The following is a 26,668-nucleotide window of genomic DNA, read 5'->3' on the forward strand; positions in this document are numbered from 1 at the left end:
GAGAACCACGCGTGACCCCCCACCCCCCGCTCCCCCTCCAGGCCGTTCTGTTCGACATGGACGGCACGCTCGTCGACACCGAGCGGCTGTGGTGGGAGGCGGTGGAACACGTGGCCGGGCGGCCGCTGACCGACGCGGACCGGCCCGAGGTGCTCGGCCGGACAGTCGACGACACGGCGGCCTGGCTGGCCGACACCACCGGCCGGCCCGTCGCCGATCTGTCCGCCACCCTGCACCGCGAGTTCGCCGAGCGCGTCCGCACCGGCATCGTGCCCCGCCCCGGCGCGCTCGACCTGCTGGACGCACTCGCCCGGGACGGCGTACCGACCGCGCTGGTCACCGCGTCGCCGAGGGCCGTCGCCGGTACCGTCCTCGACGCGCTCGGCGCCGAACGGTTCGCGGTCGCCGTCACCGCGGACGACACCGCCCTCAGCAAACCCGCCCCCGACCCCTATCTCGCCGCCTGCCACGCGCTCGGCGCCGAACCGGCCGCGTGCGTCGCCGTCGAGGACACCCAGACCGGCGTCACCTCCGCCGAGGCGGCCGGCTGCGCCGTCCTGGCGGTGCCCTCACTGGCGCCGATCGCGGCGGCACCGGGGCGGACCGTGCGGGCGAGTCTTGTGGGGGTGACCACGCAAGAGCTGAACGCGATGGTGGTGCGTGAGGCGATGGGGCCGGGGCCGGGAACCCCGGCCGCGGGTGGGTCCGGGGAGGTGGCTGCGCACGGGCCGAGGGCCACGACGACGGCGGAGCCCAGGATGACGACCGCGCCCGTCACCGGCGCCTCGTCCGTCCCTGGCGCGGCGCCTGTGGGCGAGCCGAAGGCGGCGGGTGTGCCCCGGCTGCGCGTGATGAGCTGGAACCTGTGGCTCGCAGGCTCGTACGTGGACGACCGTCGCGCCAAACAGATCAAGGTGGTCCGAGACACCGGCGCGGACGTCGTCGCGCTCCAGGAGACCGCCGGTACGGCGTCCCGCGAACTGGCCGAGGCCCTCGGCTGGCACCACCACACCGCGGGCGAGAACCTCGGCATCATCAGCCGCCATCCCGTCATCGCCCACCACGGCGACCCGGACGTCGCCTTCTACGGGGCGGCCGGCGCGCGGATCCTGGTCGGTCCCGGACGGGAGGTCGACGTATGGACGGCCCACCTGCACTGCACGCCGTACGGGCCGTACGAGTCCGCCTTCGACGGGCTCGGCGCCGACGAGTTGATCGCCCACGAGGAGGTCCGGCTCGGCCAGATGCGTGACGCACTGCGGCGGATCGCGGAGGCAGGCGACGACGGGGTACCCGTCGTGCTGGCCGGCGACTTCAACTGCCCCTCGCACCTCGACCGGCGGGACGTCGGCTGGCCGGTGACCCGCGCGGCCGAGGAGGCGGGCCTGCGTGACTCCTACCGTGAGGCGCACCCCGATCCCGTCACCGCCCCGGGCCACACCTGGTCTCCGATCCACCGACTGCACGAGGACGGCAGCGGCCGGCCCGAACCGCAGGACCGGATCGACTACGTCCTGCACCGCGGCCTGCGGGTGCTCGACTCGCGGACCTACGTCGCCGGGACCCCGCGGGTCTGGCCCGACGTCGCCGGCAACGACTGGCCGTCGGACCACGCGGCGGTCGTCACGACGTTCGCGCTGCCCGACGCTCCGCCGAGGTCCCTGTCAGCGTGAACGCCGCGAGTGACCTGGCGGTGGCCGGACACATGGGCGGGGAATCCCGGCTGACACACTGATGCGATCTCATCCCGAGACAGCGCGACCGGGCAGGAGCGACGGCGGCTGCTCGACGAGTGGGACCCGATCGGCGTCGCCGACGCCGTGCAGGACGAGTACGACTGCATGCTCGCCCCGCTGCTCCGGCGGCTCCGTGCCGGTGCCGACCGGACGGAGATCGGTGAGTTCCTGCGGTACGAGCTGGAGCATCACTTCGGACTCGACCCCCTGGGACTTCACCCCGACGCGATGGCCGGCCGAGTGATCACCTGGTGGACAGCTGCCGGCCAGGTCGGCAACCTCGGGTCCGGACGGGGAAGCGGAGCGGCCGGAGGCGGAGCCACAGGGAAGTAGCGTCCTATCCGGCTTCGCGCTCCATGACACGGCGGGCGGCCTCGGCTTCCGCCGCCCGGGGGGACAGCTCGTCGAGGGTGTCGAGTTCGTCGTCCGCTTCGAGCTCACGTTCCCAGGCTCCCGCGAGACGCTCCTGATCCTCGCGTGACCGGGCGCTGACCGCCTCCCGGTGCTCCGGGTCCAGAGCCGCCAGAAAACGTCCGACCGTATCCGTCGGCATGCCGTGCTCCTTGTCGGTGGGATGGGTGCCGCCGCTTTTGGCCCAGGATCGCGGCCCGGCCCCGCGCCGGACGCCCGACACGGCCTGCGACCACCCTGATGGCCCTGGACACCGCCGCGTCCACAGCCCCCGGCTCAGCGAACCCGGCGCCCGGCCGTCCACGGGTCCGGTGGATCGCAGGCGCTGCCGAACGGAGACGTCAGACCACCTCGGTCACACGACCGGCGGCTTCCGGCCTGCGGGCGGCGGCCCGGAGCCTGCGGCCCCGGCGAGTCAGCCCCCAGGGCTTGAGGATCGAGATCACGGTCATGAACAGGTAGGCGGACAGCGACACGATCGGTCCCATGAGGACGTCACCGGCGTCCGGCAGCCCGCCGCCGGCCGCCACACCGGCGACCGCGGCGTTCACCCCGGGCCGCAGGGCGAAGACCGTGGCGGTGGTCGTGGCCAGGGTCAGCCAGAACTTCGTGCAGACCCATCGGTGCCTGGCCAGCCCCCACGCCGTGCCCAGGGACAGCAGCAAGCCGCTGAAGAGACTGAGGAAGGCGACAGGAAGCAGGAGCCAGTCGGCGAAGAGCTTCATGGTCCGTACGGATGCCTCCACCGTCACCGCCGAGCCGGAGGTGGCCGCGGTGACGCCGAGTGCGAGCAGCCCGAGCGTGAGCCCGAGCCAGCCGGCGGAGGCGACGACATGGACGACGAGTGAGGCCCGGCGTGCGGGACGGCTGAGTTTCACGCCCACCACGGTGCCGCGCGGCAGGTGGGCGCCGCGTCCGACAGCGGGAGTAATCCGGCCTACTGGCCTCGGCGTACACAGGGGGTCCGGCATCTCGTACGCGCGGCGTCGGAGTTCGCGGTGAGCGGCGTCGCGACCGTCGCGGGGGCAGTCCCCGGCATCACTCGGCCCGGAAATCCCGCCCGTCACACAGGCATCCGACAACGGTGTGTCGGCCATGGGCGGATCGACGTGAATCCAGGCCGGACAACGGTCCGTGAGTGCTACATGCGCCGCGCGCCGCTCCATCCCGGGCTTCCGGGTCCGTCTCAAACACGCGTGTTCGATATCGGGGTCGGCGTCGTTGACCCCGATGTCGCCACGGCCGGCACGTCCGTCAACGAGGGAGGAACGCAGTTGAGCGCAACGGATTCACGCGAGAACAAGCAGGGGGGCACGGTTCCTCCCCCGCCACCGGCGGAGATCCGGTACACGGGGGAATACTCCGTGAACCCCCTCGGTGAGGCCTCCTTCCGCAAGCTCTGCGCCCAGGTCCCCAAGGTTCTGCGCAGCATCATCGGCATGTCATGGCGGATCGACCGTCGAGCCGTGCTGGTCCTGCTGGCCTGCCCGGTGGTCACCGGTGCCGCGGCTGCCGTGCTGCTCGCGGCGACCGCCGGTGCCATGCGACCGATCCTCGGCACCGGCAGCGTCACCGACCGGCTGCACGAGGCCCTGCCGTCCCTGGTCGTCGTGGGCACGGCCGCAGCTGCGACCCGGGTCGCCGGCACCGTCGCCACCTATGCGGAGCGCCGCATCACGCCCCGGCTCACCACCGAGACCGACACCGCGCTGGTGGCGGCGGTGTGCCGGGTCGAGGCGTCGGCGTACGCGGTGGACGGATTCTCCGACCGGCAGGAGGCCGCCGAGATGGGTGTCATCCGCACCCATGTGATGGTCACCGACGCCCAGCGCTTTCTGTCGGCGCTGGTCCGGATGGTCACCGCCGCCGGGGCGCTCAGCGTGCTCAACCCGCTGATGCTGCCGTTGCTCCTGCTCGCCGTCCTCCCGGCCGGCGTCGGCGCGGTGCTCACCGCACGCGTCGACTACGAGATCCACTACGCGAACATCGCCGACCGCAATGTCCGCGGCATGATGCGCTGGTGGTCGACGTCCCCCAAGTACGGCGACGAGGTCCGCGCCAACTCCATGACGGACTACCTGCTCTTCTGGTACCGCTCCCTGTCCGACCGTTGCGACCGGCGGACCCTGGCGGCGGCTCCCCGCACACTGCGGATCTCACTGGCCTCCTCGCTCGTCGCCGGCGTTTTCCTGGTCGCCACCTGGGGTGCGCTGACGTGGCTGGCCACCACCGGCCGCATCGCGCTCGCCCTCGCCGCGACGGCGGTCGTCGCGGTGCAGACCACGCTGGCCGCGCTCTCCCAGGTGATCGTCAACGGCGCCGCTCTCTTCCACACCAGCCTCTATCTGAGCGACATGCACGCGTTCCTGGACGACGCCGAGGTCCGCGCGCCCCGGCGGGGCCGCCTCGAAGTCTCCGCTCCGGTCAGGGAGATCCGCCTGGAGGAGATCGTCTACCAGTACCCCGGGAAGGACGCACCGGCCGTCGACGGCGTCTCCCTCACCCTGCGACGCGGCGAGATCCTCGCGATCGTCGGCGTCAACGGGTCGGGAAAGTCCACCCTCACGCGACTCATCACCGGGATCTACCTCGCCGACAAGGGCCGCGTCATCTGGAACGGCTCCGACCTGGCGGCGACCGACCCGGCCACGGTGTGGCGGCACACCGGCCTCGTCCCCCAGATCTTCGCCCAGTGGCCCCTGCGGGTCCGCGAGAACGTGACCCTCGGCCAGCCGCGCACCCACGACGACGAACCGGTGTGGGAGGCGGTCGACGCCGTCGGCATGCGCGAGGCGATCGGGGACCTCCCCGGCGGCCTCGACACACTTCTGGCCCGAGAGATCTTCGGCGGGGCGGAACTGTCGGGCGGCCAGTGGCAGCGTCTCGCCTGCTCCCGGGCCCTGTACCGCCGCCCGGAGCTGCTGATCCTGGACGAGCCCACCTCCCAGATGGACCCGCGCGGCGAGCACCAGATCTTCGAGCGGATCAAGGCCATCGCCGCCGACCGCATCACGATCGTCGTCACCCATCGCCTGGAGAACACCAAGGTCGCCGACCACATCGTGGTCATGGAGCACGGCAGGATCACCGAACAGGGCCGGTACGACGACCTGGTCCACGCCGGCGGCACCTTCGCCGAACTCCTCCGGCTGTCGCAGGACCGCTAGAACCCGTGCCGTGGGGGAGCCAGGTCGCCCCTCCCCCACGGCGCGTGCCCCGGCGCCGGCGCCGCGGGCGCCGTGCCGGGGCACGTCAGTGCTTGCGGGCCGGGCTCACATCTGGCGGCGCCGGGTCCGCACCAGGAGGAGCCCGCCTGCGATCAGCAGTGCGGAGCCTGCTGCGGCGGGCCACAGACGGGTCCCCGTCTCGGCCAGTCCGCCCTGGTTCCCCTGCGGAGCGGCGGCCTGCTGCCCGGCCGGCGACTCGGTGCCGGAGCCGCCGGCCCCCGCTTCGGCAACGGGCTCCTGGGACGTGGCCACCGGTGCCGGGGCGTTCGGGGTGCCGGCCGCCTTGGGCTCCGCGGGGCGCGGCGCGGTCGTCGCGGGAGCGTCGCCGGACGGGGCGCCGTCCGACGGGGCGGCGGGAGCGTCCTCGCCGGGGGCTCCGGTGGGCCCGGCACCGTCACCGGCACCCTTGCCGGGCTGGTCCGCACCTCCGTCACCAGGCTCGCCGGGCTGCTCGCCACCGCCGCCACCAGGCTCACCGGGCTGCTCGCCACCGCCGTCGCCGCCGCCGTCCTGCGGATCCTCGGGGGCAGCCGTCGGCTCCTCGTTGCCTCCGCCGTTGCCGCCGTCGCCGCCGTCGCCGCCTCCGGCGCCCGCCTCGCACTGCCGCCCGGAGTTGATGCAGTCGACCATCTCCGCCATCAGGCCCTCGTCGAAGACGTTGATGAAGTCACCGTGGTCCGTGACCGGCTTGTGGAGCTGCTCGGGGAAGGAGTCCACCGCGAACAGCGGCGTCGTACGGCCGCCGTCGTTCAGACTCGGCGCGTCGACGTCGTAGACGATCCGCTGCACCAGCTGCGGGATCGCGCGGAACCCGGCGGGGCAGTTCCCGGAGGCGTCGGCGAAGGCCACATGGGTGCGGTGGTTGGCGCTGTCGATGTTCAAACCGTCCCAGCAGCTCTGGAAGCGGAAGGTGCGGACCACGTCGCTGCCGGACGGGCACAGCGGGTACTTGTCCTTCAGCTGCCGGTCCTCGAAGCCGGTGCAGCTCCAGGAGGCGTTCGCGTTGCCGGGGCCGTTGACGAACGCCTTCGCGTCGCCGGTGATGATGCGCAGCAGCCGGGGCATCGCGGTGACCTCACCGAGCGGGCTGCCCACGAACGTCAGCGTGACCTCCTTCGGCGTCACGATCTCGCCGGCGTTGCCTTCCACTCCGCCACCGGGCGACTGGGCGTCCCGCTCCTGCGTGCCGTTCTGCAGACGCAGCACGGGCCAGTAGTACGACGACTTGTCGCCCTGGTCCACGCAACTGGTGTCGGCGGCGGCGAGGTCGTCGTCGCTGGCGAAGGCGTCGTTGGACTGGTTGCCGATGTAGTCGTGGAAGTGGTGCGCCCCGTTGCTGACGCCGGGGGCGACGATCACGTTGTCCGAGTTGAACAGGCCCTCGGCGTTGACACCGCAACTGGTCGTGAAGGTGCCGCGCGAAGCGGCTTCCGTCCGGGGCGGTGCGGGCACGTTGGGCTGGACGCCGGTGATGTCCGCGTAGTCCGCGGCGACAGGTCCGTTGCCGGCCTGGCCCCCGATGCCCCCTTGCCCGTCGCCACCCTGGCCCTCGTCGCCCGCCTGCCCGTCGTCCCCGGGCCCGCCGCCCTGCTCGCCCTCGGAGCCGTCCCCCGCCTCTTCCTCACCGGCGGTGCCCTGCGCGCCCTCGGCCTCCAGCAACGTGCACGCCGCCAGAGCCTCCAGCCCCTCCGGCCGCTCGCCCGCGGCGTCCAGGGCGACGGCGATGCGCTCGATCGTGGCCCCGCGTTGCTCCGTCAGAGGCTGCAGGACCGCGTCCGCAGCGGAACCGGCCTGCTGCTCCTGCACCTGCCGATAGGCGTCGGCGATCTGCTGGTCGAGCAGGGCGAGTTCCTTGTCGACCTCCGCCCGTGCCGCGTCCGGCACCGAGGTCAGCCGCTCGCCCACATCGGGGCAGTCGATCGTCGCGGCGCCCCACACGCTCGTGGTGTCACCGACGTCGCCGCCCGCACCGCTGCCGGTCGCGGAGGCGTACACGTTCACACCGACCAGTCCTCCGCCACCCAGCATCAGCGCGACGGCTGCGAATGTCGCGCGTCTCGCGCCGGTTGGGCGTCTGCGCGTGTTGCGTCCCACGGTTGTACTCCTACGCGTTGGTCGACCCGGGCATGAGTTCCCCCGGATGCCATACGCGGGATGGAGCCGGTGTGTTCAACCGGCTCACGAAATTCGCGGGAGTCGGGGACGGTCGCCCGGTGGTCGTCGGCCGACCGGAGGAAGAGCGTCTCCGGCGCATCCACCCGTGGCCGGAAGCGGGAAGTGATGCGCGGGGGCCTTGGTGGCCGGCAAGGAGGGCAGGCGATGCACAGCAGTCCGCTCGGCGACCGGACGGTCGTGGTGACCGGAGCCGCACGTGGGCTCGGCGCGGCGCTGGCGCGCGAGGCGGCGGCCCGGGGCGCGCGGGTGGCCCTGCTCGGGCACGAGAAGCCCCTCCTGGAGTCGGTGGCCGCGGGGCTGCCCACGACGGCGCTCGCCCTGGAGCTCGACGTCACCGACCCCGCCGCACTCGACGCGGCTGCGCGCACCGTACGTACCCGTCTGGGACCGGCCTCCGTCGTGATCGCGAACGCCGGCATCGCCGAGGGCGGTCCCTTCGTCACGTCGGACCCGGCCACCTGGCGGCGGGTCGTCGACGTGAACCTCGTCGGCAGCGCGCAGACGGCCCGTGCCTTCCTGCCCGACCTGATCGACACGGCGGGTCACTATCTTCAGGTGGCGTCCCTCGCGTCGCTTGGGGCGGCCCCGCTGATGAGCGCCTACTGCGCTTCCAAGGCCGGCGTCGAGGCCTTCGCCCACAGCCTCAGGGCCGAGGTGGCGCACCAAGGGGTCAGCGTGGGCATCGCCTACCTGAACTGGACCGGCACCGACATGGTCCACGACGCCAACCGGCACGCCGTACTGCGGCAGCTGCGCCTCCACATGCCGCCGCCCGCGCGGCGCGTGTACAGCGCGCAGGCGGTCGCCGGCCGGATCGTGCGCGGTCTGGAGCGCCGGCGCACGGCGGTCTACGCGCCCCCATGGCTGCGGCTGGTGCAGCCGGTGCGTGCCGCCCTCCCTCCCCTGGTCCTGCGCCTCGCCCGGCGCCGCCTGCCCCTCCTGGAGGCGGAGGAGCCCTTTCTGCCGACCGGGCTGCTCGGTGCCGGTGGCGAGGCCGACCGGGCGGCGACGGGAGGCGCGCCCTGAGTCAGGGGGGCACATTGGGTGGTGCCCGTCGTACCACCCCGGGCGAGCCGCCCCGGGCAGTGGCCCGTCCTCGGTTCCCCTCGTCAGGACGGCGATCATGCAGACGTTCCTGCCCGATCCGGACTTCCGGCGCTCCGCCCTGCTGCTCGACCGCCGCCGCCTGGGCAAGCAGCGGGTCGAGGCGCTCCAAGTACTACGGGGGCTGACCGTTCCGGGGTACGGCTGGCGCAGGCACCCGGCGGTACGCATGTGGACCGGCTACGAGGAGGCCCTGGTCCGGTACGGGCTGGAGGTCTGCCGGGTGTGGCGCGAGCAGGGCCACCAGGACAGCTGTGCCGCCTCGCTGGTCGCCGGATTCGCCGCGGGCCGTCCGGGCGCTCGCGTACGCAATCAGTCCGCTCTGGCCGCAGCGTCGGAACTGCCGCCCTGGCTCGGCGACGAGGCCTTCCACCTCAGCCATCGCTCCGCACTCGTACGCAAGGATCCCGAGACGTACACGGACGCGTTCCCGGGCGTGCCGGACGATCTGCCCTACGTGTGGCCGCGGTCCGACCGGTAGCGGGGGAAACGCGGCGGTCGCCGCAGGCGCCGGGCCCGGCTCAGGTGCGGGGTGGGAACCGCCGGTGCGCGGCCGGCGATCCGCGGGCGGGGGCACGAAACGGCCTCCGGCGGGCGCGGTCATGGGCAGCGGCTGTACGGGGCGAGGTCGTGAAGCGGGAGTCGCCCGCGGGCGGCCGTGGCCCCCAGGCGGTCTGGCGCTGCTGGTCAGTGACGTGTTTACAGTGGGGCGAGTGCTTGGGCAGCAGGCACACCCCCGCGATGTCCGTGAGCGCCCCTGGGCGTGACATGGAACGGCTATCCGGGCGGCGCCGTGATGCCAGCTGCCCGGGCGAGGAGACGATGCAGTGACAGAGCGCCCCGAAACGCCGGTGCCGGACGCCACCAGGAAGCCGGGCGACGGCCGGTGCCGGGACACCGAGGACCCGGAGCGGCAGGACGCGGTCGAAGCGCGGAACCGGCGCCTGGCGCACGCCGTGGTGGCAGGCGCGGAGGACGTTCTTCTCTCCCGCTACCGGCTCGAATCACGTCAGGAGGCGTTCCAGCTGCTGCGCTCCGCCTCCCAGCGCCACAACACCAAGCTGCACACCCTCGCCGACGCCACGCTGCGAAGTCCGGCCCCCGACCCGGCCGGCCGCAGATGGTTCTCCCGCCCCCACCGCCCAGCGCCGCCGCCACTGCCCGGCCTGGCGCTGAAGGGCGGCGCGAGCACCACGAGCGACGGCGCGGTGCTCAAGGCCGCGATGGGGCGGGTCCTGCACATCAACGACACCAGCATGGGCAACGTGCAGATCGTGGAGAACGGCATGCTGCGCATGGAGAAGCACACCGGGCTGAACCGGCGCTTCACCGACTTCTTCGCGTTCATCGAGTCCACGACGACCTCTTGCGCGCAGGCGGCCGAACAGAACCGGCAGGTCACCGTCAAGGACGTGGCGGCCTCGGACACCTTCGACGAGGCCTCCCGGGAAGTGATCCTGCAGTCCGGCAGCCGCGCCTGCCACAGTGTGCCCCTGACCACGCCGAGAGGCACCGTGCTGGGCATGATCTCCTCCCACCACGAGCAGGCCCTGAACGAACTCAGCGGCGCGCAGCTCAGCGCGCTGCACCACCTGGGCGCCCATGTCGGCCGATGGCTGGTATGGCACCGCAACACCGTCGTCCTCGACGCCCTGGAGGACCTGCACGCCACGGCCAGGCAGTAGACGACGCCGCGGCCGGGCCTCAGCGGTGCGCCCGTCCGCGCCCTGTCGCTGCCTCGTTCGCGGCGCGTGGGGCCACGGCCGCGGGCCGCGCTTGACTTCGAGGGCACTCGCATTCGTAGCGTGCGGTCATGAGCGACAGCACCACACCACAGCACAGGATCGGTTCGGGTTTCGGCGCCCGGAGCACCGCCGACGACGTCCTCGCGGGCATCGATCTGACCGGTCGGCTCGCCCTGGTGACGGGTGGCTACTCCGGCATCGGCCTGGAGACCGTCCGCGCCCTGACGAAGGCCGGCGCCCAGGTCGTGGTCCCGGCCCGCCGGACCGGCACGGCGCGGGAGAACCTGGCCGGCATCGACGGCATCGAGGTCGGCGAACTGGACCTCGGCGACCTGGACAGCGTGCGTGCCTTCGCCGACCGGTTCCTCGCGTCGGGCCGGACCCTCGACATCGTCATCGACAGCGCGGCCGTGATGGCCTGCCCCGAGACCCGGGTCGGGCCGGGCTGGGAGGCGCAGTTCGCCACCAACCACCTCGGGCACTTCGCCCTCGTCAACCGTCTGTGGCCGGCGATCGAGCCGGGCGGCGCCCGCGTCGTCTCGGTCTCCTCCACCGGCCACCACGCCTCCCCCGTCCGCTGGGACGACGTCCACTGGCGGCACGGCTACGACAAGTGGGAGGCGTACGGCCAGGCCAAGACGGCGAACGCGCTGTTCGCCGTGCATCTCGACCGGCTCGGCCGGGAGCGGGGCGTGCGCTCCTTCTCGCTGCACCCCGGTGGCATCCTCACCCCCCTTCAGCGGCATCTGCCGAAGCAGGAGATGGTCGAACGGGGCTGGATCGACGAGGACGGCAACCTGGTCCACCCCGAGGCGTTCAAGACGCCGCAGCAGGGCGCCGCCACGCAGGTGTGGGCGGCGACCTCCCCCCAGCTGAACGGCATGGGCGGCGTCTACCTGGAGGACTGCGACATCGCCGAGCCCGCCCCGGCGGACGGTACCCGGGCCGGCGTCAAGGACTGGGCGACGGACCCGGAGCAGGCAGCCCGGCTGTGGGCCCTGTCCGCCGAGCTGACCGGCGTCGACGCGTTCGCCGGCTGAGACCCGGGCCGTCCTGGACGTGCGGGGCTTGCGCAGTCCCCACGCCGCCGAACGGGTGCGTCCGGGCTGCGGACGACGGGCCGTCGGCGTCTGCTGGAAGACAGGCGGGCCACGGACGGACCGCGAGGACCGGCCGGCGGCGGTCATCGGCAGGCGGGTGCACCGCGTGCGTGACCAGTCGCCGCCAGGGGCACACGGACGGGGGTGCGGCGCACAGGTCCGTGAGCACCGCCTCGGTTACCGGTTCAGCCACGGGCAGGCCGGCGAGTCATGAGCGAGGAGGTCCCTGGCATGACGGAGGACAGCACCGCCGCAGGGGATGGGACGGGCAAGGAGGCGGCCCAGGGCGGCCTGCTGTCCGGTCCGCAGCCCGACGTGGCGGGAGCGGCCGGGTACACCGGCCACCCGCCGCGCATGGGCTTCTTCACCGACAGCTCCGTGTGCATCGGCTGCAAGGCGTGCGAGGTGGCGTGCAAGGAGTGGAACGCGATCCCCGAGGACGGTCTGGAACTGACCGGCATGTCCTACGACAACACCCAGGGACTCGGCGCCAGCACCTGGCGGCATGTGGCCTTCATCGAGCAGCGCAAGCCGCTGGGCGGTCAGGAGCCCGGCGTCGGGCACGAGAACGTCGACGTCTTCACCGCCGCCACGAACCTGGGCCTGTCCCCATCGCCCCCCGGCCCGGGCGCCACGTCCCCGGAGCCCGGCTCGGCCGGGGCGATCTCCCCCGTCGCGCCCGACGGACGTACCGAACTGCGCTGGCTGATGTCCTCCGACGTGTGCAAGCACTGCACGCACGCGGCCTGCCTCGACGTCTGCCCGACCGGGTCGCTCTTCCGCACCGAGTTCGGCACGGTGGTCGTCCAGGAGGACATCTGCAACGGCTGCGGCTACTGCATTCCGGCCTGCCCGTACGGCGTCATCGACCAGCGCCCCGGCGACGGCCGCGCCTGGAAGTGCACCATGTGCTACGACCGTCTGGGCGTCGGCATGGAACCCGCCTGCGCCAAGGCGTGCCCGACCGACTCCATCCAGTTCGGTCCCCTGGAGGAGTTGCGGGAGCGGGCGGCGGCCCGGGTCACGCAACTGCACGCGGCCGGCGTGACGGACGCGCGCCTGTACGGCGAGGACCCGGGGGACGGGGTCGGCGGCGACGGCGCGTTCTTCCTGCTGCTGGACGAACCGGAGGTCTACGGGCTGCCGCCCGACCCGGTCGTCACCACCCGCGATCTGCCCTCGATGTGGCGGCACGCGGCGGCCGCCGCCGCGTCGCTCGCCGCGCTGGCCGCCGTCAGTTTCGCCAGGAGGCCACGATGACCAGTTCCGTCAGGAGGCCGCGATGAGCGGGTCCGACGTCACCCGGAACGGGGTGGAGGGCGCGCGCCCTGGTCGCGACGCCATGACGGGGGCCCGGACCGGACGCCGGCGGCGGCGTCGAGGAGGCGGCGAACGGGCGATGGTGCCCGACGTGGAGTTCTCCTCGTACTACGGCAAGCCGATCCTCAACCGGCCGACATGGAAGCCGCTGGACGTCGCGGGCTACCTCTGCCTCGGCGGACTCGCCGGGGCCTCCTCCCTGCTGGCCGCGGGCGGCCACGTCACGGGCCGCCCGGGCCTGGCCCGCGCCGCGAAGCTCGGCGCGGCCGGAGCGATCTCGCTGTCGCTGGCGGCGCTGGTGCACGACCTGGGCCGTCCCGCCCGCTTCCTCCACATGCTGCGCGTCTTCAAGCCCACCTCCCCCCTCAACCTGGGGTCGTGGCTGCTGGCGAGCTACGCCCCGCTCACGATGGCCGCCGCTGCCGCCGATGTCGCGGGCCGCCACCGGATCGTCGGTGGCGCCGCCACGGCGGGCGCCGCCGCGCTCGGCCCGGCCGTCGCCACCTACACCGCCGTGCTGCTCTCCGACACCGCGGTCCCCTCGTGGCACGAGGGCCACCGCGAGATGCCGTTCGTCTTCGCCGGTTCGGCCGCCACCGCGGCCGCGGGTCTCGCCCTGACCTGCGCGCCACTGCGGGAGGCCGGCCCGGCACGCCGTATGGCGTTGCTCGGCGCGGGACTGGAGCTGGGCGCTTTCCAGCTGATGAAACGGCGTATGGGCCTGGCCGCCGAGCCGTACGAACTGGGCAAGCAGCGGTGGCAGTTGCGCTCGGCCGAGGTGCTCACGGCCGGCGGCGCCGCGCTGGCGGCCTACGCGGGCCGCGACGGCGCGGGCGGGCGGGCCCGGCTGCTCACCGCGACGGCCGGCACGGCGCTGCTGGCCGGTTCGGCGGCCCTGCGGTTCGGCGTGTTCCACGCGGGTGTGGCCTCGGCGGAGGACCCGAAGTACACCGTCGTACCGCAGCGGGAACGTCTGGAGGCGCGGGCACGCTCCGACGGTCACTGACCGGTCGCCCCGGCCCCGTTGCGACGCCGGACTGCCGGGTACCCCGCGCCGTGCCGTGACCGCGCGGACGGCGTGAGCAGCGGATGCCGAGCCCGCCCGGCTGCGGGAGAATCGGCCGGGGAGGACGTGGAGGAAGAGGGCAGACGACATGGGCGTGCGCACCTGGATCGACTCCTGGCCGGTCTACCGCCAGCTCACGGGGACGGATCCGCTGGGCCGCGGGGCCGCCGCAAAGAGCGGCGCCAGCGCGCGGCTCACCCCCCGCGTCGCCTCGGCGGACCGCGTGGTGAAGTCGATCTGCCCGTACTGCGCCGTGGGCTGCGGCCAGAACGTGTACGTCCAGGACGAACAGGTCACGCAGATCGAGGGGGATCCCGACTCCCCCATCTCCCGGGGGCGCCTGTGCCCCAAAGGCTCGGCCAGCCTTCAGCTGACCACCGGCGACGCCCGCGAGCACCATGTCCTGTACCGGCGCCCGCACGGCACCGAGTGGGAGCGGCTCGACCTCGGCACGGCCATGAACATGATCGCCGACCGGGTCATCGAGGCGCGCCGGGCAGGCTGGCAGTGGGAGGTCGACGGCACCCGCACCCGGCGCACCCTCGGCATCGCGAGCCTGGGCGGGGCCACGCTGGACAACGAGGAGAACTACCTCATCAAGAAGTTGTTCACCGCCCTGGGAGCAGTGCAGATCGAGAACCAGGCGCGTGTTTGACACTCCTCCACCGTTCCCGGTCTGGGAACCTCGTTCGGCCGCGGCGGCGCGACCACCTTCCAACAGGACCTGCAGAACTCCGACTGCATCGTCATCCAGGGCTCGAACATGGCCGAGTGCCATCCGGTCGGGTTCCAGTGGGTGATGGAGGCGAAGGCCCGGGGCGCGAAGGTGATCCACGTGGACCCGCGGTTCACCCGGACCAGTGCGCTGGCCGACCTCCACGTGCCGCTGCGCGCGGGCTCGGACATCGTCTTCCTCGGCGGGATCATCAACCATGTCCTGAGCAACGACAAGTACTTCCGTGACTACGTGGTGGCCTACACCAACGGGCCCGTCGTGCTGCGCGAGGACTTCCGCGACACCGAGGACCTCGACGGCGTCTTCTCCGGGCTCGATCCCGAGACCCGCAGCTACGACAACACCAGCTGGCAGTACGCCGGTACGGAGGTCCAGACGGCGTCGGGCGAGCGTGACCAGGAGTACGGCAAGCGCACGGGCGACAGCAGTGCGGTGACGGAGGCGGCGCGCGGCGAGGCCCATGGCGCGGGCGGCGCGGACGTCGGCGCGGGCACGCCCCGACGCGACGAGACGCTCTCCCATCCGCGCTGCGTGTTCCAGGTCCTCAAGCGGCACTACGCCCGCTACACGCCCCGGATGGTGGAGGAGATCTGCGGCGTTCCGCAGGACCTGTTCCGCCAGGTGTGCGAACTGGTCACCGACAACTCCGGGCGCGATCGCACCACCGCGTTCGCCTACGCGGTCGGCTGGACGCAGCACACCGTCGGCGTCCAGTACATCCGCGCGGCGGCCGTGCTGCAGAGTCTGCTCGGCAACATCGGCCGGCCCGGCGGCGGCATCCTCGCCCTGCGCGGCCACGCCTCCATCCAGGGCTCGACGGACATTCCCACACTGTTCAACCTGCTGCCCGGCTACATTCCGATGCCGCACGCCCACCAGCAGCAGGACCTGAACTCGTTCGTCCAGGCCGACGCGGCCCGCAAGGGCTACTGGGGCAACATGCGTGCGTACCTGGTCAGCCTGCTCAAGGCGTACTGGGGTGAGGCCGCGACCGCCGAGAACGACTTCTGCTTCGACTACCTGCCGCGCCTGACCGGCTCGCACTCCACCTACGAGACGGTCATGTCGCAGCTCCACGGCACCTGCAGGGGCTACTTCCTCATGGGGGAGAACCCCGCGGTGGGGTCCGCCGACGCCAAGATGCAGCGCCTGGGCATGGCCAACCTGGACTGGCTCGTCGTACGGGACTTCTCCCTCATCGAGTCGGCCACCTGGTGGCGGGACGGCCCGGAGATCGAGACGGGTGAGCTGTGCACCGAGGACATCCGCACCGAGGTGTTCTTCCTGCCGGCCGCCGCGCACACCGAGAAGGACGGCAGTTTCACCAACACCCAGCGCCTGCTGCAATGGCACCACCAGGCCGTCGAACCGCCCGGCGAGGCCCGCAGCGACCTGTGGTTCACCTACCATCTCGGGCGGATCGTCCGGGAGAAGCTCGCCGCCTCGACCGACGCCATGGACCGGCCCGTGCTGGACCTCGCCTGGGACTACCCGACGAAGGGCGAGCTTGCCGAGCCGGAGGCCGAGGCCGTCCTCGCCGAGATCAACGGCCATGACGCCGAGGGAAACCCGCTCGCCTCGTACGAGGATCTGCGCGACGACGGCTCCACGGCGTGCGGCTGCTGGATCTACTGCGGCGTCCGCGCCGGCGGCGTCAACCAGGCGGCCCGCCGCAAGCCGGGCGAGCAGCAGAACTGGGTGGCGAACGAGTGGGGCTGGGCGTGGCCCGCCAACCGGCGCATCCTGTACAACCGCGCCTCCGCCGATCCGGACGGCAAGCCGTGGAGCGAACGCAAGGCACTGGTCTGGTGGGACGCGGAACGCGGCGAGTGGACCGGTCACGACGTGGCCGACTTCAAGAGGGACAAGTCGCCCGGTTACCTCCCGCCGCGCGGCGCGACCGGGCCCGAGGCCCTGTCGGGCACCGACCCGTTCATCATGCAGGGCGACGGCAAGGCCTGGCTGTACGTGCCGTCCGGCCTCACCGACGGCCCGTTGCCCACGCACTACGAGCCGCAGGACTCGCCGTTCCCGAACCTGCTGTACGGCCGGCAGCGCAACCCGGTACGGCATCTGCTGCCACCACATCCGGACAACCGCTACCAGCCCAGCGGCACCGAGCCCGGTTCGGAGGTGTTCCCGTACGTGGCCACCACCTACCGGCTGACCGAACACCACACCGCGGGTGGCATGTCGCGCTGGCAGCCCTACCTGGCGGAGCTGCAACCCGAGTTCTTCTGCGAGGTCTCCCCCGAACTCGCCGCCGAGCGAGGGCTGGAACACACGGGCTGGGCGACGATCGTCAGCGCCCGGAACGTGATCGAGGCACGGGTGCTGGTCACGGACCGCGTGCCGCCCCTGACCGTGCACGGCCGCCCGCTGCACCAGGTCGGCCTGCCCTACCACTGGGGACCTAACGGCTACAGCACCGGGGACGCCGCCAACGAGTTGCTGCACATGGCCCTCGACCCCAACACCCACATCCAGGAGACCAAGGCGTTCGCCGTCGACATCAGGCCGGGGCGCCGGCCCAGGGGCCCCGCGGCCGTGCGGCTGGTGCGCGACTACCGGGACCGGGCCGGCATCGACGACCGGACGGGCACGGATCCCTGACCGGACCTCAGGTGAGGACCACGGAGTGCTCCCGCAGCGGCACGAGTTCTCCGACCACCGGCGCGCCAGGGATCTCCCCCGCCACGAGCAGCCCGCCGGAGGTCTGCGCGTCGGCCAGGAGCAGCCGGGTGTCCTCGTCCGCGTGCCCGAAGTCCGTGAACGGCGCGACCCAGTCCAGATTCCTCCGGGTGCCGCCGCTGACGTAGCCGTCCCGGACGGCTTCCCGCGCCCCGTCGAGATACGGCACGGCCGCGGTGTCGACCATCGCGGTCACGCCCGAGGCGCGGGCCAGCTTGTGCAGGTGGCCGAGGAAGCCGAACCCGGTGACATCGGTGGCGCACGTCGCGCCCGCGCGCAGGGCCGCGGCCGACGCGTCGCGGTTGAGCGCCACCATCGTGGCCACCGCCTGCCCGAACCGTTCGCCGGTGGCCTTGTGACGGTTGTTCAGTACGCCCAGACCCAGGGGCTTGGTCAGCGACAGCGGCATGCCCGGCCGGCCCGCGTCGTTGCGCAGCAGACGCGCCGGATCGGCCAGGCCGGTGACGGCCATGCCGTACTTGGGCTCGGGGTCGTCCACGCTGTGCCCACCGCCCACATGACAGCCCGCCTCGGTGGCGATGTCGAGCCCGCCGCGCAGCACCTCGCGTGCCAGGTCGAACGGCAGCACATCGCGCGGCCAGGCCAGGAGATTGACGGCGAGAAGCGGACGGCCGCCCATCGCGTACACGTCGGAGAGCGCGTTGGCCGCGGCGATGCGCCCCCAGTCGTACGGGTCGTCCACGACCGGGGTGAAGAAGTCGGCCGTGGCGACCACCGCCCCCTCCGGCGCGCCGGCCGCGTCGGGCAGGGTGACGACGGCCGCGTCGTCACCGGTGGCCAGACCGACCAGGAGCGTGCTGTCACTCGCGGTCGTCGCCGGCCCGGCCAGCCCCCGCAGGACGTCCTCCAGCTCGCCCGGCGGGATCTTGCAGGCGCAGCCGCCGCCGTGCGCGAACTGCGTGAGACGTACGGGTGTTTCACGTGTGGTGGTCATGCCGGGTCCTCCGGGTCGTGGGTCTGGCCCTCCGGTAGCCTGGGCGGGCGAGGGAGGCGTGTGGGTGCCTGGTGGCCCTCCCGGTCTTCAAAACCGAGGTGTCCGAGGATCTCGGGCAGGCGGGTTCGATTCCCGTCCGCCTCCGCTCTCCGCGTCCGGCCGGCAACGCCGGCGCTGGTCGTCCACGCGTTCCGTGTGCCCCTGGGCGTCCAGGAACTCCAGCAGCGGTACGGCGACCCGGCGTGTGGTGCCGAGGGCGCGGCGGGCCTCGCTGAGCGTGAACGGCTGCGGCAGTTGCCGCAGTACGGCGCTCGCGCGCACGTCCGCGTCCGGGAGCAGCACGATTCCGTCGCCGACCCGCAGCAGGGCGCCCGCCGCGACCGCGGCGGCCAGGGTCTTGCGGGTCAGCCCCAGCTCGGCCAGCCGGCCCGCCTCCGGGGCACGGAACGGCGCCCGCGCCAGCTCCCGCCGCAGCGCCTCGACGGCTGCCTGGACGGACGGCGGCAGCGTCGGCCGGAGGTCTCCGGGGCCGTACAACCGTCCCTGACTGCCGCGCAGCTTGCCCGATGTCCGGGCGAGTGCGTCGACCAGTGACCTGTCGGGCAGGCCGAGCAACCGGCGGGCCGCCTCGGTGGGCAGGCCGGGCTCCAGCGGGTGCTCGGCGCCATGGCGTTCTACCGCGGTCTCCAGGCGGTCCCGCAGCGCCGCCCAGTGGTCCGGGTCGGCCAGCCAGTCGCCGGTGACCGGCGCACCGGGGGCGGGGACGCCCATCGCCGCCAGTTCGCGGCCGCGGACGAGTCCACGCCGCCGCAGTTCCGCCGCGCCGTCCGGACGGCCCGTCAGGTCCGCGAGTTCGGCCGCCCTGGCGCGGGCTGCTCCCCGCCGGGCCAGCCGGGGCGGCCGTACGTCCAGGACGGTCGCCCCGCACGGCGTGCGCCCGCCGCCCGGTTCCCGCAGTACAGCCCGGTCGCCGACCCGCAGGGGCAGCGCGCGGGTCAGCGTCAGCCTGGCCGTGTCCGGGCCGAACGGGCGGACGCTGACCGGCACCGCGGCCGTCCCGATGTGCAGGCTGAGCGTCCGGGGCAGCTCCTCGACCGGCGCTCCGCAGACCCGGACGTCGATCAGATCGGTGAGCAGCCAGCGGTCCGGAGTCAGCAGCACCTGCCCCCGCTTCAGCAGGCCGTCGACGGTGCCGTGCACGTTGACCGCCACGCGGGCCACGCCGCTGACCGCGGAGACGTCCTCGTGCAGGCACTGCAGGCCGCGCACCCTGAGCAGGGTCGCGCCGTCCCCCGCGACCAGCCGGTCCCCCACGCGCAGGGTGCCCTCACCCAGGGTGCCGGTGACGACCGTGCCGTGACCGCGCACGGTGAAGGCGCGGTCCAGCCACAGCCGTACGTCCGCATCGGCGGATGGGGCGGGCAGTGCGCGGCCCAGCTTGGCCAGCTCCCGGCGGAGTTGATCCAGTCCGGCACCGGTCGGGGCACTCACCGCGACGGACGGCACAGTGCCGAGCGAGGTGGCGGCCATGCGGGCGACGGCGTCCGCGCGCACCGGCTCGGGGTCGGCGAGGTCGCTGCGGCTCACCGCGAGCACGGCGTGCCGCACTCCGAGCGCGTCCAGGATCTCCAGGTGTTCCTGCGACTGCGGCTGCCATCCCTGGTCGGCGGCCACCACGAACAGCACGGCGGGCACGGGCCCGACGCCGGCCAGCATGGTGGCGACGAACCGCTCGTGTCCGGGCACGTCCACGAAGGCGAGGTGCTCCCCGGCCGAGCCGCCGGACGCCTCCGGGTCGAGCCGCGTCCATACGAACCCGAGATCGAGGGTGAGCCCCCGGCGCCGCTCCTCCTCGAAACGGTCGGGTTCCATTCCCGTCAGCGCCCGCACCAGGGCGGACTTCCCGTGGTCGACGTGCCCGGCGGTGGCCAGTACCCGCATGGGGCTACCTTTCCGCGGCCGGGTCCGTGACCGACCGCACGGCCTCGGCCAGCCGCTCGTCGTCCTCCGGCGGCACCGCCCGCAGGTCCAGCAGGCACCGGCCCGCCTCCAGCCGCCCCACCACGGGGACCGGCCCGGTCCGCAGGGCGGCGGCGTACCGCTCGGGCAGCGACAGCGCGGCGCTGGGCAGTGTCACTCCGGGGGCACCGCCACCGCCCACCGTCGCGACGCTCCCTACGACCACGACGTCGACGCCGTCGGCGTCCAGGGCGCAGGCGAGCCGCTCGGCACGGCCGGCGAGGCCCGCCGCTGTGGCGGCCAGGGCCTCCGCGGTCGGTGTCGCGGGCCCGGTCAGCGTGGCCTCCAGGGCCGCCAGGGTGAGCTTGTCCACGCGCAGCGCACGGGCCAGCGGGTGCCGGGACACGGTCCGCACCAGCGCCTCGTCGCCGAGGAGCAGGCCGCACTGCGGGCCGCCGAGGAGTTTGTCGCCGCTCGCGGTGACCAGGGAAGCACCGGCCCGCAGCTGGGTCTCGGCGTCGGGTTCGTCCGGCAGCACGGGGTGCGGGCCGAGCAGGCCGGAGCCGATGTCGACGACCACCGGAACGCCGAGGGACGTCAGTTCCCCCGCGTCGGCGGTCCGGGTGAATCCGGTGATTCGGAAGTTGGAGGGATGCACCTTCAGTACGAAGGCCGTCTCGGGACCGACCGCGGCGGCGTAGTCGGCCACGGTGGTGCGGTTCGTGGTGCCCACCTCGCGCAGCCGGGCTCCGGTGGACACCAGCAGGTCCGGCAGGCGGAAACCGTCCCCGATCTCCACCATCTCCCCCCGGCTGATCACGATCTCCTTCCCGGCGGCGAGCGCGGTTGCCACCAGGACGAGGGCGGCGGCGCCGTTGTTCACGACGTGCGCGGCCGCGGCCGACGGCACCCGCTCACGCAGTGCGGCGAGGGCCGTCCGGCCGCGGCGGGCACGGACGCCGGTGCGCAGGTCCAGTTCGACGTCCGTGGGACCGGCGGCCTCCTGCACCGCCCGGCGGGCCGCCGCGGACAGCGGCGCCCGGCCGAGGTTGGTGTGCAGCACCACGCCGGTGGCGTTGACGACCGGCCGCAGCCCGCCTGCCGTGCGCGGCAGCAGGGCGACCGCCGTGTCCGCCACGTCCTCCGGCGCGACGGAGCCGGTGCGCGCCTGCTCCTGGGCCTGCCGGACGGCCGCCTTGACCACCGCGCCGCCCAGCCGCCGGGCCGCCTCCGACAGGCGTGTGTCTCGCATCAGCGTGTCGGTGCGGGGAACCCGCCGCCGTACGTCCGTCGTGCCGGGGTGCGGGCGGGACCGGCCGGTCCCGCCCCCTTCGGGGTCGTTCGCGCTGCCGACTGGGGCAGCAGCCGCCCGCTGGTCCACGCGGCCCCTCCCTCTCCGCTCGATTCCAGGGCTGCTGGGGAACGCCCATCGTCTCCCACTGCCCCGCACCGGCGACACGACACGCCCGGCGGCGGTTGCCCACCCCGGCTTCCCGGCGTCGTCAGGCGCGAGCCAGCTCGGCGGCGCCGAACGAGACGTCGAAGCGGTCGCACCAGATGGACACGCTGCTGTAGCCCGACGGGTCCACGTCACCAGGAAGGACGTAGTTCTGGTTGCCCTTGTTGCCCTTGAGTGCGCCGAGGCTGACGTACTTGCCGTCGTCGAAGACGTGCCACCCGGCCGTGCCCTGCTTCACGGGCGCGTCGGTCAGCCAGACGCGCAGGTCCGGCCCGCTGCTGGTCGCGAGGTTCTCCAGCCGCAGCACGTGGGAGCCGTCCGCCAGTTGCACGAGCTTCACCGTGCCCGATGTCTCGTGCTCATGACTGATCAGTTCACCGCTCGCCAGCGTCCGCGGCCCGGCGGCCGGGGAGGGCTGCCCTGAGGACCGTTCCGGGGACGCCGAGGCGGAGGGCGCCGCGGCGGAGGGTTCCGACGTGGCGGGTGCCGAGGTCTCCACGACCCCGGGCAGGGCCTCTTCGACGGTCTTGTCCTGCCACAGCTTCCACGGCGCGAACCAGTACAGCCCGAAGCCGGCTCCGCCGACCGCCACCACCAGCACCGCGATGACCAACGGCCTCGTCAGTACCTTGCGCACGCGCGCCATCTCCGCCTCTTCTCCTGGGAGTTCCCTTGTTGCCCTCCCATTCAACGCAAGCGGGGGCCGTCCCGTACCCCGCAGGTCATGACGAAACCCTTACGCCGGACCGGCCGCGCACGGGCGGGAGCACCGGACAGCCGTCCGCTCAGCGGTGCTCGGGGTTGTCCGCCCCCGGCCGGCAGCCCGCGTCCCACTCCGAGCGCTGGTTGCCGTGGGCCGGGATGCCGCCGGCGCGCTTGAGCATCGCCGCCAGGTGCATCAGGTTCCAGGTCATGAACGTGGTGTTGCGGTTGGTGAAGTCGTTCTCCGGGCCGCCCGAGCCCGGGTCCAGGTACGAGGGTCCGGGCCCGGCCGGACCGATCCAGCCCGCGTCGGCCTGCGGCGGGACGGTGTAGCCGAGGTGCTGCAGGCTGTAGAGGACGTTCATGGCGCAGTGCTTGACGCCGTCCTCGTTGCCGGTGATCAGGCATCCGCCGACGCGCCCGTAGTAGGCGTACTGACCCTGCGAGTTCAGCAGGCTGGAGCAGCTGTACAGGCGCTCGATGACCTGCTTGGTGACCGAGCTGTTGTCGCCCAGCCAGATGGGTCCGGCCAGGACGAGGATGTCCGCGGCGAGCACCCGCTCGTACAACGCCGGCCAGGCGTCGGTGGCGAATCCGTGGTCCGTCATGTCCGGATAGACGCCCGGCGCGATGTCCTCGTCGACGGCACGGACGAGCTCCGTGGTCACCCCGTGGGCGTTCATGATCCCCCGGCTCTTGTCGATCAGCCCCTGGGTATGGCTGAGCTGGGGGGACGGCTTCAGCGTGCAGTTGATGAAGAGCGCACGCAGGTCGTCGAAGCGGTAACCGGCCCCGGCGGACGGGACGGACGGTGCTGCCATGGCGGACTCCGGGGAGAAGCGGGAGGGATGTGGGGCGGGGCGCCCCCGGCAGCGTCTCGCGGACGGCGCGCGCTGTCCCCCTGCGACGCACCGCCACATGGTGGTTTTCGGGCGCACCGCCGACCCGTCTCGCGCTCGCCCGGGCCGGTGGGTGCCTGTCCGGCCGCCGTCTTACGGAGTCGTGACGTGGCGGGCGCGGTCCGCGGTGCGGGGGATCTGCCGTCCTAGTGTGAGCACGTCACGCATCGCGCCGCCCGGGATGCGCGGGACGTAGGCCTCGATGGACCGGTGGTGCCGCCCGCTTTCAGGAAGCGGCCGCGGGCGGCACCACCTCCGGGAGGACGACGGGGATCGGTCGCACTCATGATCCTTCAGTCGCACCGGCGGGGTCCCGAACCGGGCGGCCCTCCCTCAGTGCGGTCGGCGTGGGCACCGTCGGGGGCGGGGGCGGGGGCGGTGGGGGTCGAACAGCTGGGCGCCCATGCCGGCCAGGATCAGGCCGGTGGCGATGAGCAGTCCATCGGCCACGGCTGTGCCGGTGACCAGGACGGCCACGGCCACTGCCACGGTCCACCACGCCCGTCCATGCCGGTACTCGCGCGGCCGGACGGGACGGCCCGCTCCCAGCGCGCGGGTGAATCGCGGATCGTCGCGCTCGCACCGCGCTGCGAGAGCGACCAGGCGTTCTTCGTCGGACTGAGGCATGGCGCCTCCCCCTTCTCGGCTCACGCCCTCGCCGAAACGTCCGGCGGTCACGCCCCTGGCACACGGCAGGACGCCGGCGTCGGACCGCCCCGCCCGGACTCCAGCCTTCCGCCCCGTGGCTGCCGCCCGCCATCCGCGGCGACCTATCCCGTCGAACGGCCGGCCCGGTACGACGCCGCTGCCGCGGTCCCCCCTCGGCAGCACATGGGTGCTGTCACGGATGGCGGCGACCATGCGCGGCGAATCGTTCCTCTATCCCGGCGCCGTCAACGCCCTGATGCGCAACTACCTCGACCGCCTCCGGGAAGGGCGCGCCCTGCCGGCCAAGGCGATCACCCATCGCGAGGAGGAGATCCTCAAGCTCGTCGCCGAGGGCCACACCTCGCAGGAGATCGCCCGCCTGCTCGTCATCAGCCCCAAGACGGTGGAGCGCCACCGCGCCAACCTGCTTCAGAAGCTGGGCCTGAAGGACCGCCTCGAACTCACCCGGTACGCGATCCGCGTGGGGTTGATCGAGCCCTGAGCGCCCGCGTCCTCGCCCCTGGGCCCGCTCTCAGCGCTCCGCCTCGACAGGCAGCGCCGACGGAGCACGCTCGTCCGCGGGCAGGGGCTCCTCGTCGTCGCTCCCCGCGGCCCGCGGTGCCGCTCTCCCGGCCGGAGACCAGCGGGCGGGCGGACCGCAGGGCACGGGCAAGCAGATGCGCACGCCCGGCGACGCCGGGCGCGGTCACCATCGGTGACGGCCCTCACACGTGCAGGTGCGTGGCACCCAGCACATGAGTCAGGTGCGGGTGTCGTCAGCCGGTGCGGGGTGTCGTCAGCGAGTGCGGGTGCCGCGCCTGCGCGCGCCGGGGCCACCCCGGTGATCAGCGCCCACGCGGGTCAGTGCACGAGTTCGGCCACCGCCATCGCCTCGAGTCGGGCTTCGTCGGCGGTCACGCAGTCGTCGAGCGCCGTGAGGTAGCGCTCGGCCTCCAGAGCCGCCGCGCAGCCGGTCCCGGCGGCGGTGATCGCCTGCCGGTACTCGTGGTCGACGACATCGCCGCATGCGAAGACGCCGTTGAGGTTGGTGCGCGTCGACCGGCCCTCCACGGCGATGTAGCCGGCGTGGTCCAGGGACACCTGGTCCCTGACGAGCTCGACGCGCGGATCGTGGCCGATCGCGATGAAGACCCCGGTCACCGCCAGGTCGGTCTCCTCCCCGGAGGTCACGTCACGCGCGCGTACACCGCTGACCTTGTCCTGGCCCAGAACGTCGATCACCTCGTGGTTCCACAGGAACCTGACCTTCTCGTTGCGGCGGGTCCGCTCCTGCATGATCTTCGAGGCGCGAAGCCTGTCACGGCGGTGCACGACGGTGACCGAGCGGGCGAACTTCGTGAGGAAATTGGCTTCCTCCAGTGCGGAGTCACCGCCGCCGACGACCACGACGTCCTGGTCCCGGTAGAAGAAGCCGTCACAGGTGGCACACCAGCTCACGCCGCGCCCGGACAGCCTCTTCTCGTTCTCCAGCCCCAGCTCCCGGTAGCTGGACCCGGTGGCAAGGATGATCGCCCTCGCGCGGTGCGTCTGCCCCGCGCTGTCGACGACCTCCTTGACCTCCCCGCCCAGACGGGCTTCCACGATGTCGTCGGGGACCAGCTCGGCGCCGAACTGCTGAGCCTGGGTTCTCATCCTGTCCATCAGGTCGGGGCCCAGCACCGCCTCGGGGAAACCCGGATAGTTCTCCACATCGGTGGTGTTCATCAACGCGCCGCCGGCGGAGACGGAGCCCTCGAAGACCAGCGGGCGCAGCAGTGCGCGGGCTCCGTAGAGCGCCGCGGTGTAGCCGGCGGGGCCGGAGCCGACGATGATCACTTGCCGGACGGTCTCATTCATTTCGATCACCTACCTCGGCGAGGCTGCCGAACACCCGCCGTGGTGAGGCCTCGGCGGTCGGCTGCGCGGTAGCGGTCGAGGGCTGAGCCCGTGCCACCGGCAGGCGTGGTCCCGGCAGCAGACCAATCCACCATGCACCGGTCAGGATCGGCCCGCATCCCGTCGGCGTCGGCCTTGACCCGTCGCCGTACTCTGGGGCTGAAGCGCCGCTGCGCCGATGGCCGGTGAACCGGCCTCCGGCGGGCGCCTCCCCCACGCAGGAAACCCACGACGACGCTACGCGGAGGACCGACATGACAGAGCAGGCACAGAGGGCGGTTCTCGCAGGGGGGTGCTTCTGGGGCATGCAGGACCTGATCCGGCGCCTTCCCGGGGTGCTGTCGACCCGCGTCGGCTACACGGGCGGCGACGTGCCCAACGCCACGTACCGCAACCACGGGACTCACGCCGAGGCGATCGAGATCACCTACGATCCCGACCGGACCGACTTCCGCACGCTCCTCGAGTTCTTCTTCCAGATCCACGATCCGACGACGAAGAACCGGCAGGGCAACGACATCGGCCTCAGCTACCGCTCGGCGATCTACTACGTGGATGCCGAGCAGAAGGCGACAGCCGAGGACACGATCGCCGACGTCGACGCCTCCGGCCTGTGGCCGGGCAAGGTCGTGACGGAGGTCGAACCCGTCGGCCCCTTCTGGGAGGCCGAACCCGAGCACCAGGACTACCTGGAGCGCTACCCCGAGGGATACACCTGCCACTTCGTCCGTCCGGGCTGGCGGCTTCCCGCCCGTGCGAAGGACTGACAGCAACAGCCCGAGCGGTCGCGTCGTGCCTTCACCGCGGGACGGCGTGGCCGCAGAGCTGTGTGGCGCGGC

At 72.9% G+C, this 26,668-nt stretch carries 20 protein-coding genes, 1 tRNA gene and 2 pseudogenes; 12 read left to right on the forward strand and 11 right to left on the reverse strand.

Annotation, left to right across the window (positions count from 1 at the left end):
* Positions 1 to 11 precede the first annotated feature (11 nt).
* Positions 12 to 1,673, forward strand: coding sequence for an HAD-IA family hydrolase (locus ACIHCM_RS17305; RefSeq protein ID WP_399895973.1), 1,662 nt, complete (start codon positions 12 to 14; stop codon positions 1,671 to 1,673).
* 69 nt (positions 1,674 to 1,742) lie between these two features.
* Here the strand turns inward: ACIHCM_RS17305 and ACIHCM_RS17310 are convergent, their stop codons facing one another.
* The 3 genes from ACIHCM_RS17310 to ACIHCM_RS17320 form a co-directional block, all read right to left on the reverse strand.
* Positions 1,743 to 1,955, reverse strand: a complete 213-nt coding sequence (locus ACIHCM_RS17310) for a hypothetical protein (RefSeq protein ID WP_399895976.1) — start codon at positions 1,953 to 1,955, stop codon at positions 1,743 to 1,745.
* A gap of 118 nt (positions 1,956 to 2,073) precedes the next feature.
* Positions 2,074 to 2,289: a hypothetical protein gene (locus ACIHCM_RS17315; RefSeq protein ID WP_399895979.1), complete on the reverse strand. Its 216-nt coding sequence runs from the start codon at positions 2,287 to 2,289 to the stop codon at positions 2,074 to 2,076.
* A 199-nt stretch (positions 2,290 to 2,488) separates the two neighbouring features.
* Positions 2,489 to 3,025: a DUF2269 domain-containing protein gene (locus ACIHCM_RS17320; RefSeq protein ID WP_399895982.1), complete on the reverse strand. Its 537-nt coding sequence runs from the start codon at positions 3,023 to 3,025 to the stop codon at positions 2,489 to 2,491.
* Positions 3,026 to 3,586: 561 nt separating this feature from the next.
* Between ACIHCM_RS17320 and ACIHCM_RS17325 the strand changes: the two genes are divergently transcribed.
* Positions 3,587 to 5,314 carry an ATP-binding cassette domain-containing protein gene (locus ACIHCM_RS17325; protein ID WP_399896420.1) on the forward strand — a complete coding sequence of 576 codons (1,728 nt, stop codon included), beginning with the start codon at positions 3,587 to 3,589 and terminating at the stop codon, positions 5,312 to 5,314.
* A gap of 105 nt (positions 5,315 to 5,419) precedes the next feature.
* Here the strand turns inward: ACIHCM_RS17325 and ACIHCM_RS17330 are convergent, their stop codons facing one another.
* Positions 5,420 to 7,402, reverse strand: a complete 1,983-nt coding sequence (locus tag ACIHCM_RS17330; protein WP_399896424.1) for a DUF1996 domain-containing protein — start codon at positions 7,400 to 7,402, stop codon at positions 5,420 to 5,422.
* Between the two features lie 291 nt (positions 7,403 to 7,693).
* Between ACIHCM_RS17330 and ACIHCM_RS17335 the strand changes: the two genes are divergently transcribed.
* The 7 genes from ACIHCM_RS17335 (at position 7,694) to fdh (ending at position 17,233) form a co-directional block, all read left to right on the forward strand.
* Positions 7,694 to 8,575 carry an SDR family oxidoreductase gene (locus ACIHCM_RS17335; protein WP_399895985.1) on the forward strand — a complete coding sequence of 294 codons (882 nt, stop codon included), beginning with the start codon at positions 7,694 to 7,696 and terminating at the stop codon, positions 8,573 to 8,575.
* 97 nt (positions 8,576 to 8,672) lie between these two features.
* Positions 8,673 to 9,134, forward strand: a complete 462-nt coding sequence (locus ACIHCM_RS17340; protein ID WP_399895988.1) for an MSMEG_6728 family protein — start codon at positions 8,673 to 8,675, stop codon at positions 9,132 to 9,134.
* Positions 9,135 to 9,480: 346 nt separating this feature from the next.
* Positions 9,481 to 10,338, forward strand: a complete 858-nt coding sequence (locus tag ACIHCM_RS17345) for an ANTAR domain-containing protein (RefSeq protein ID WP_399895991.1) — start codon at positions 9,481 to 9,483, stop codon at positions 10,336 to 10,338.
* Positions 10,339 to 10,466: 128 nt separating this feature from the next.
* On the forward strand, positions 10,467 to 11,438 hold the full coding sequence (locus tag ACIHCM_RS17350) for an SDR family NAD(P)-dependent oxidoreductase (protein ID WP_399895994.1): 972 nt from the start codon (positions 10,467 to 10,469) through the stop codon (positions 11,436 to 11,438).
* Positions 11,439 to 11,729: 291 nt separating this feature from the next.
* A complete protein-coding gene (locus ACIHCM_RS17355; protein ID WP_399895997.1) occupies positions 11,730 to 12,758 on the forward strand; it encodes a 4Fe-4S dicluster domain-containing protein in 1,029 nt (342 codons plus the stop codon).
* Positions 12,759 to 12,780: 22 nt separating this feature from the next.
* On the forward strand, positions 12,781 to 13,824 hold the full coding sequence (gene nrfD, locus ACIHCM_RS17360; protein WP_399896000.1) for an NrfD/PsrC family molybdoenzyme membrane anchor subunit: 1,044 nt from the start codon (positions 12,781 to 12,783) through the stop codon (positions 13,822 to 13,824).
* Between the two features lie 148 nt (positions 13,825 to 13,972).
* The gene (gene fdh / locus ACIHCM_RS17365) at positions 13,973 to 17,233 is read left to right on the forward strand and encodes a formate dehydrogenase (protein ID WP_399896003.1); all 3,261 of its coding nucleotides are present in this window, start codon (positions 13,973 to 13,975) and stop codon (positions 17,231 to 17,233) included.
* A 7-nt stretch (positions 17,234 to 17,240) separates the two neighbouring features.
* Here fdh and selD read toward each other — a convergent pair whose 3' ends face one another.
* Positions 17,241 to 18,266 carry a selenide, water dikinase SelD gene (gene selD / locus ACIHCM_RS17370; protein WP_399896006.1) on the reverse strand — a complete coding sequence of 342 codons (1,026 nt, stop codon included), beginning with the start codon at positions 18,264 to 18,266 and terminating at the stop codon, positions 17,241 to 17,243.
* A gap of 52 nt (positions 18,267 to 18,318) precedes the next feature.
* Between selD and ACIHCM_RS17375 the strand changes: the two genes are divergently transcribed.
* Positions 18,319 to 18,411, forward strand: a tRNA-Sec gene (locus tag ACIHCM_RS17375).
* Between the two features lie 83 nt (positions 18,412 to 18,494).
* Here ACIHCM_RS17375 and ACIHCM_RS17380 read toward each other — a convergent pair.
* The 5 genes and pseudogenes from ACIHCM_RS17380 to ACIHCM_RS17400 form a co-directional block, all read right to left on the reverse strand.
* A pseudogene (locus ACIHCM_RS17380) lies at positions 18,495 to 20,207 on the reverse strand (GTP-binding protein); the annotation flags it as partial.
* A gap of 4 nt (positions 20,208 to 20,211) precedes the next feature.
* Positions 20,212 to 21,477: an L-seryl-tRNA(Sec) selenium transferase gene (selA, locus tag ACIHCM_RS17385; protein WP_399896009.1), complete on the reverse strand. Its 1,266-nt coding sequence runs from the start codon at positions 21,475 to 21,477 to the stop codon at positions 20,212 to 20,214.
* A 250-nt stretch (positions 21,478 to 21,727) separates the two neighbouring features.
* Positions 21,728 to 22,330, reverse strand: a complete 603-nt coding sequence (locus ACIHCM_RS17390; protein WP_399896013.1) for a DM13 domain-containing protein — start codon at positions 22,328 to 22,330, stop codon at positions 21,728 to 21,730.
* A 139-nt stretch (positions 22,331 to 22,469) separates the two neighbouring features.
* Positions 22,470 to 23,207 carry a flavodoxin family protein gene (locus tag ACIHCM_RS17395; protein ID WP_399896016.1) on the reverse strand — a complete coding sequence of 246 codons (738 nt, stop codon included), beginning with the start codon at positions 23,205 to 23,207 and terminating at the stop codon, positions 22,470 to 22,472.
* 411 nt (positions 23,208 to 23,618) lie between these two features.
* Positions 23,619 to 23,912: a DUF3040 domain-containing protein gene (locus tag ACIHCM_RS17400; RefSeq protein WP_399896019.1), complete on the reverse strand. Its 294-nt coding sequence runs from the start codon at positions 23,910 to 23,912 to the stop codon at positions 23,619 to 23,621.
* 226 nt (positions 23,913 to 24,138) lie between these two features.
* Between ACIHCM_RS17400 and ACIHCM_RS17405 the strand changes: the two are divergent.
* Positions 24,139 to 24,435 (forward strand): annotated as a pseudogene (locus ACIHCM_RS17405) (LuxR C-terminal-related transcriptional regulator); the annotation flags it as partial.
* 359 nt (positions 24,436 to 24,794) lie between these two features.
* Here the strand turns inward: ACIHCM_RS17405 and trxB are convergent.
* Positions 24,795 to 25,790 carry a thioredoxin-disulfide reductase gene (gene trxB / locus ACIHCM_RS17410; protein WP_399896023.1) on the reverse strand — a complete coding sequence of 332 codons (996 nt, stop codon included), beginning with the start codon at positions 25,788 to 25,790 and terminating at the stop codon, positions 24,795 to 24,797.
* Positions 25,791 to 26,083: 293 nt separating this feature from the next.
* Between trxB and msrA the strand changes: the two genes are divergently transcribed.
* Positions 26,084 to 26,596: a peptide-methionine (S)-S-oxide reductase MsrA gene (msrA, locus tag ACIHCM_RS17415; protein ID WP_399896026.1), complete on the forward strand. Its 513-nt coding sequence runs from the start codon at positions 26,084 to 26,086 to the stop codon at positions 26,594 to 26,596.
* Positions 26,597 to 26,668: the final 72 nt, after the last annotated feature.

The sequence above is a fragment of the Streptomyces sp. NPDC052023 genome (genome assembly GCF_044548465.1).
Classification (GTDB): domain Bacteria; phylum Actinomycetota; class Actinomycetes; order Streptomycetales; family Streptomycetaceae; genus Streptomyces.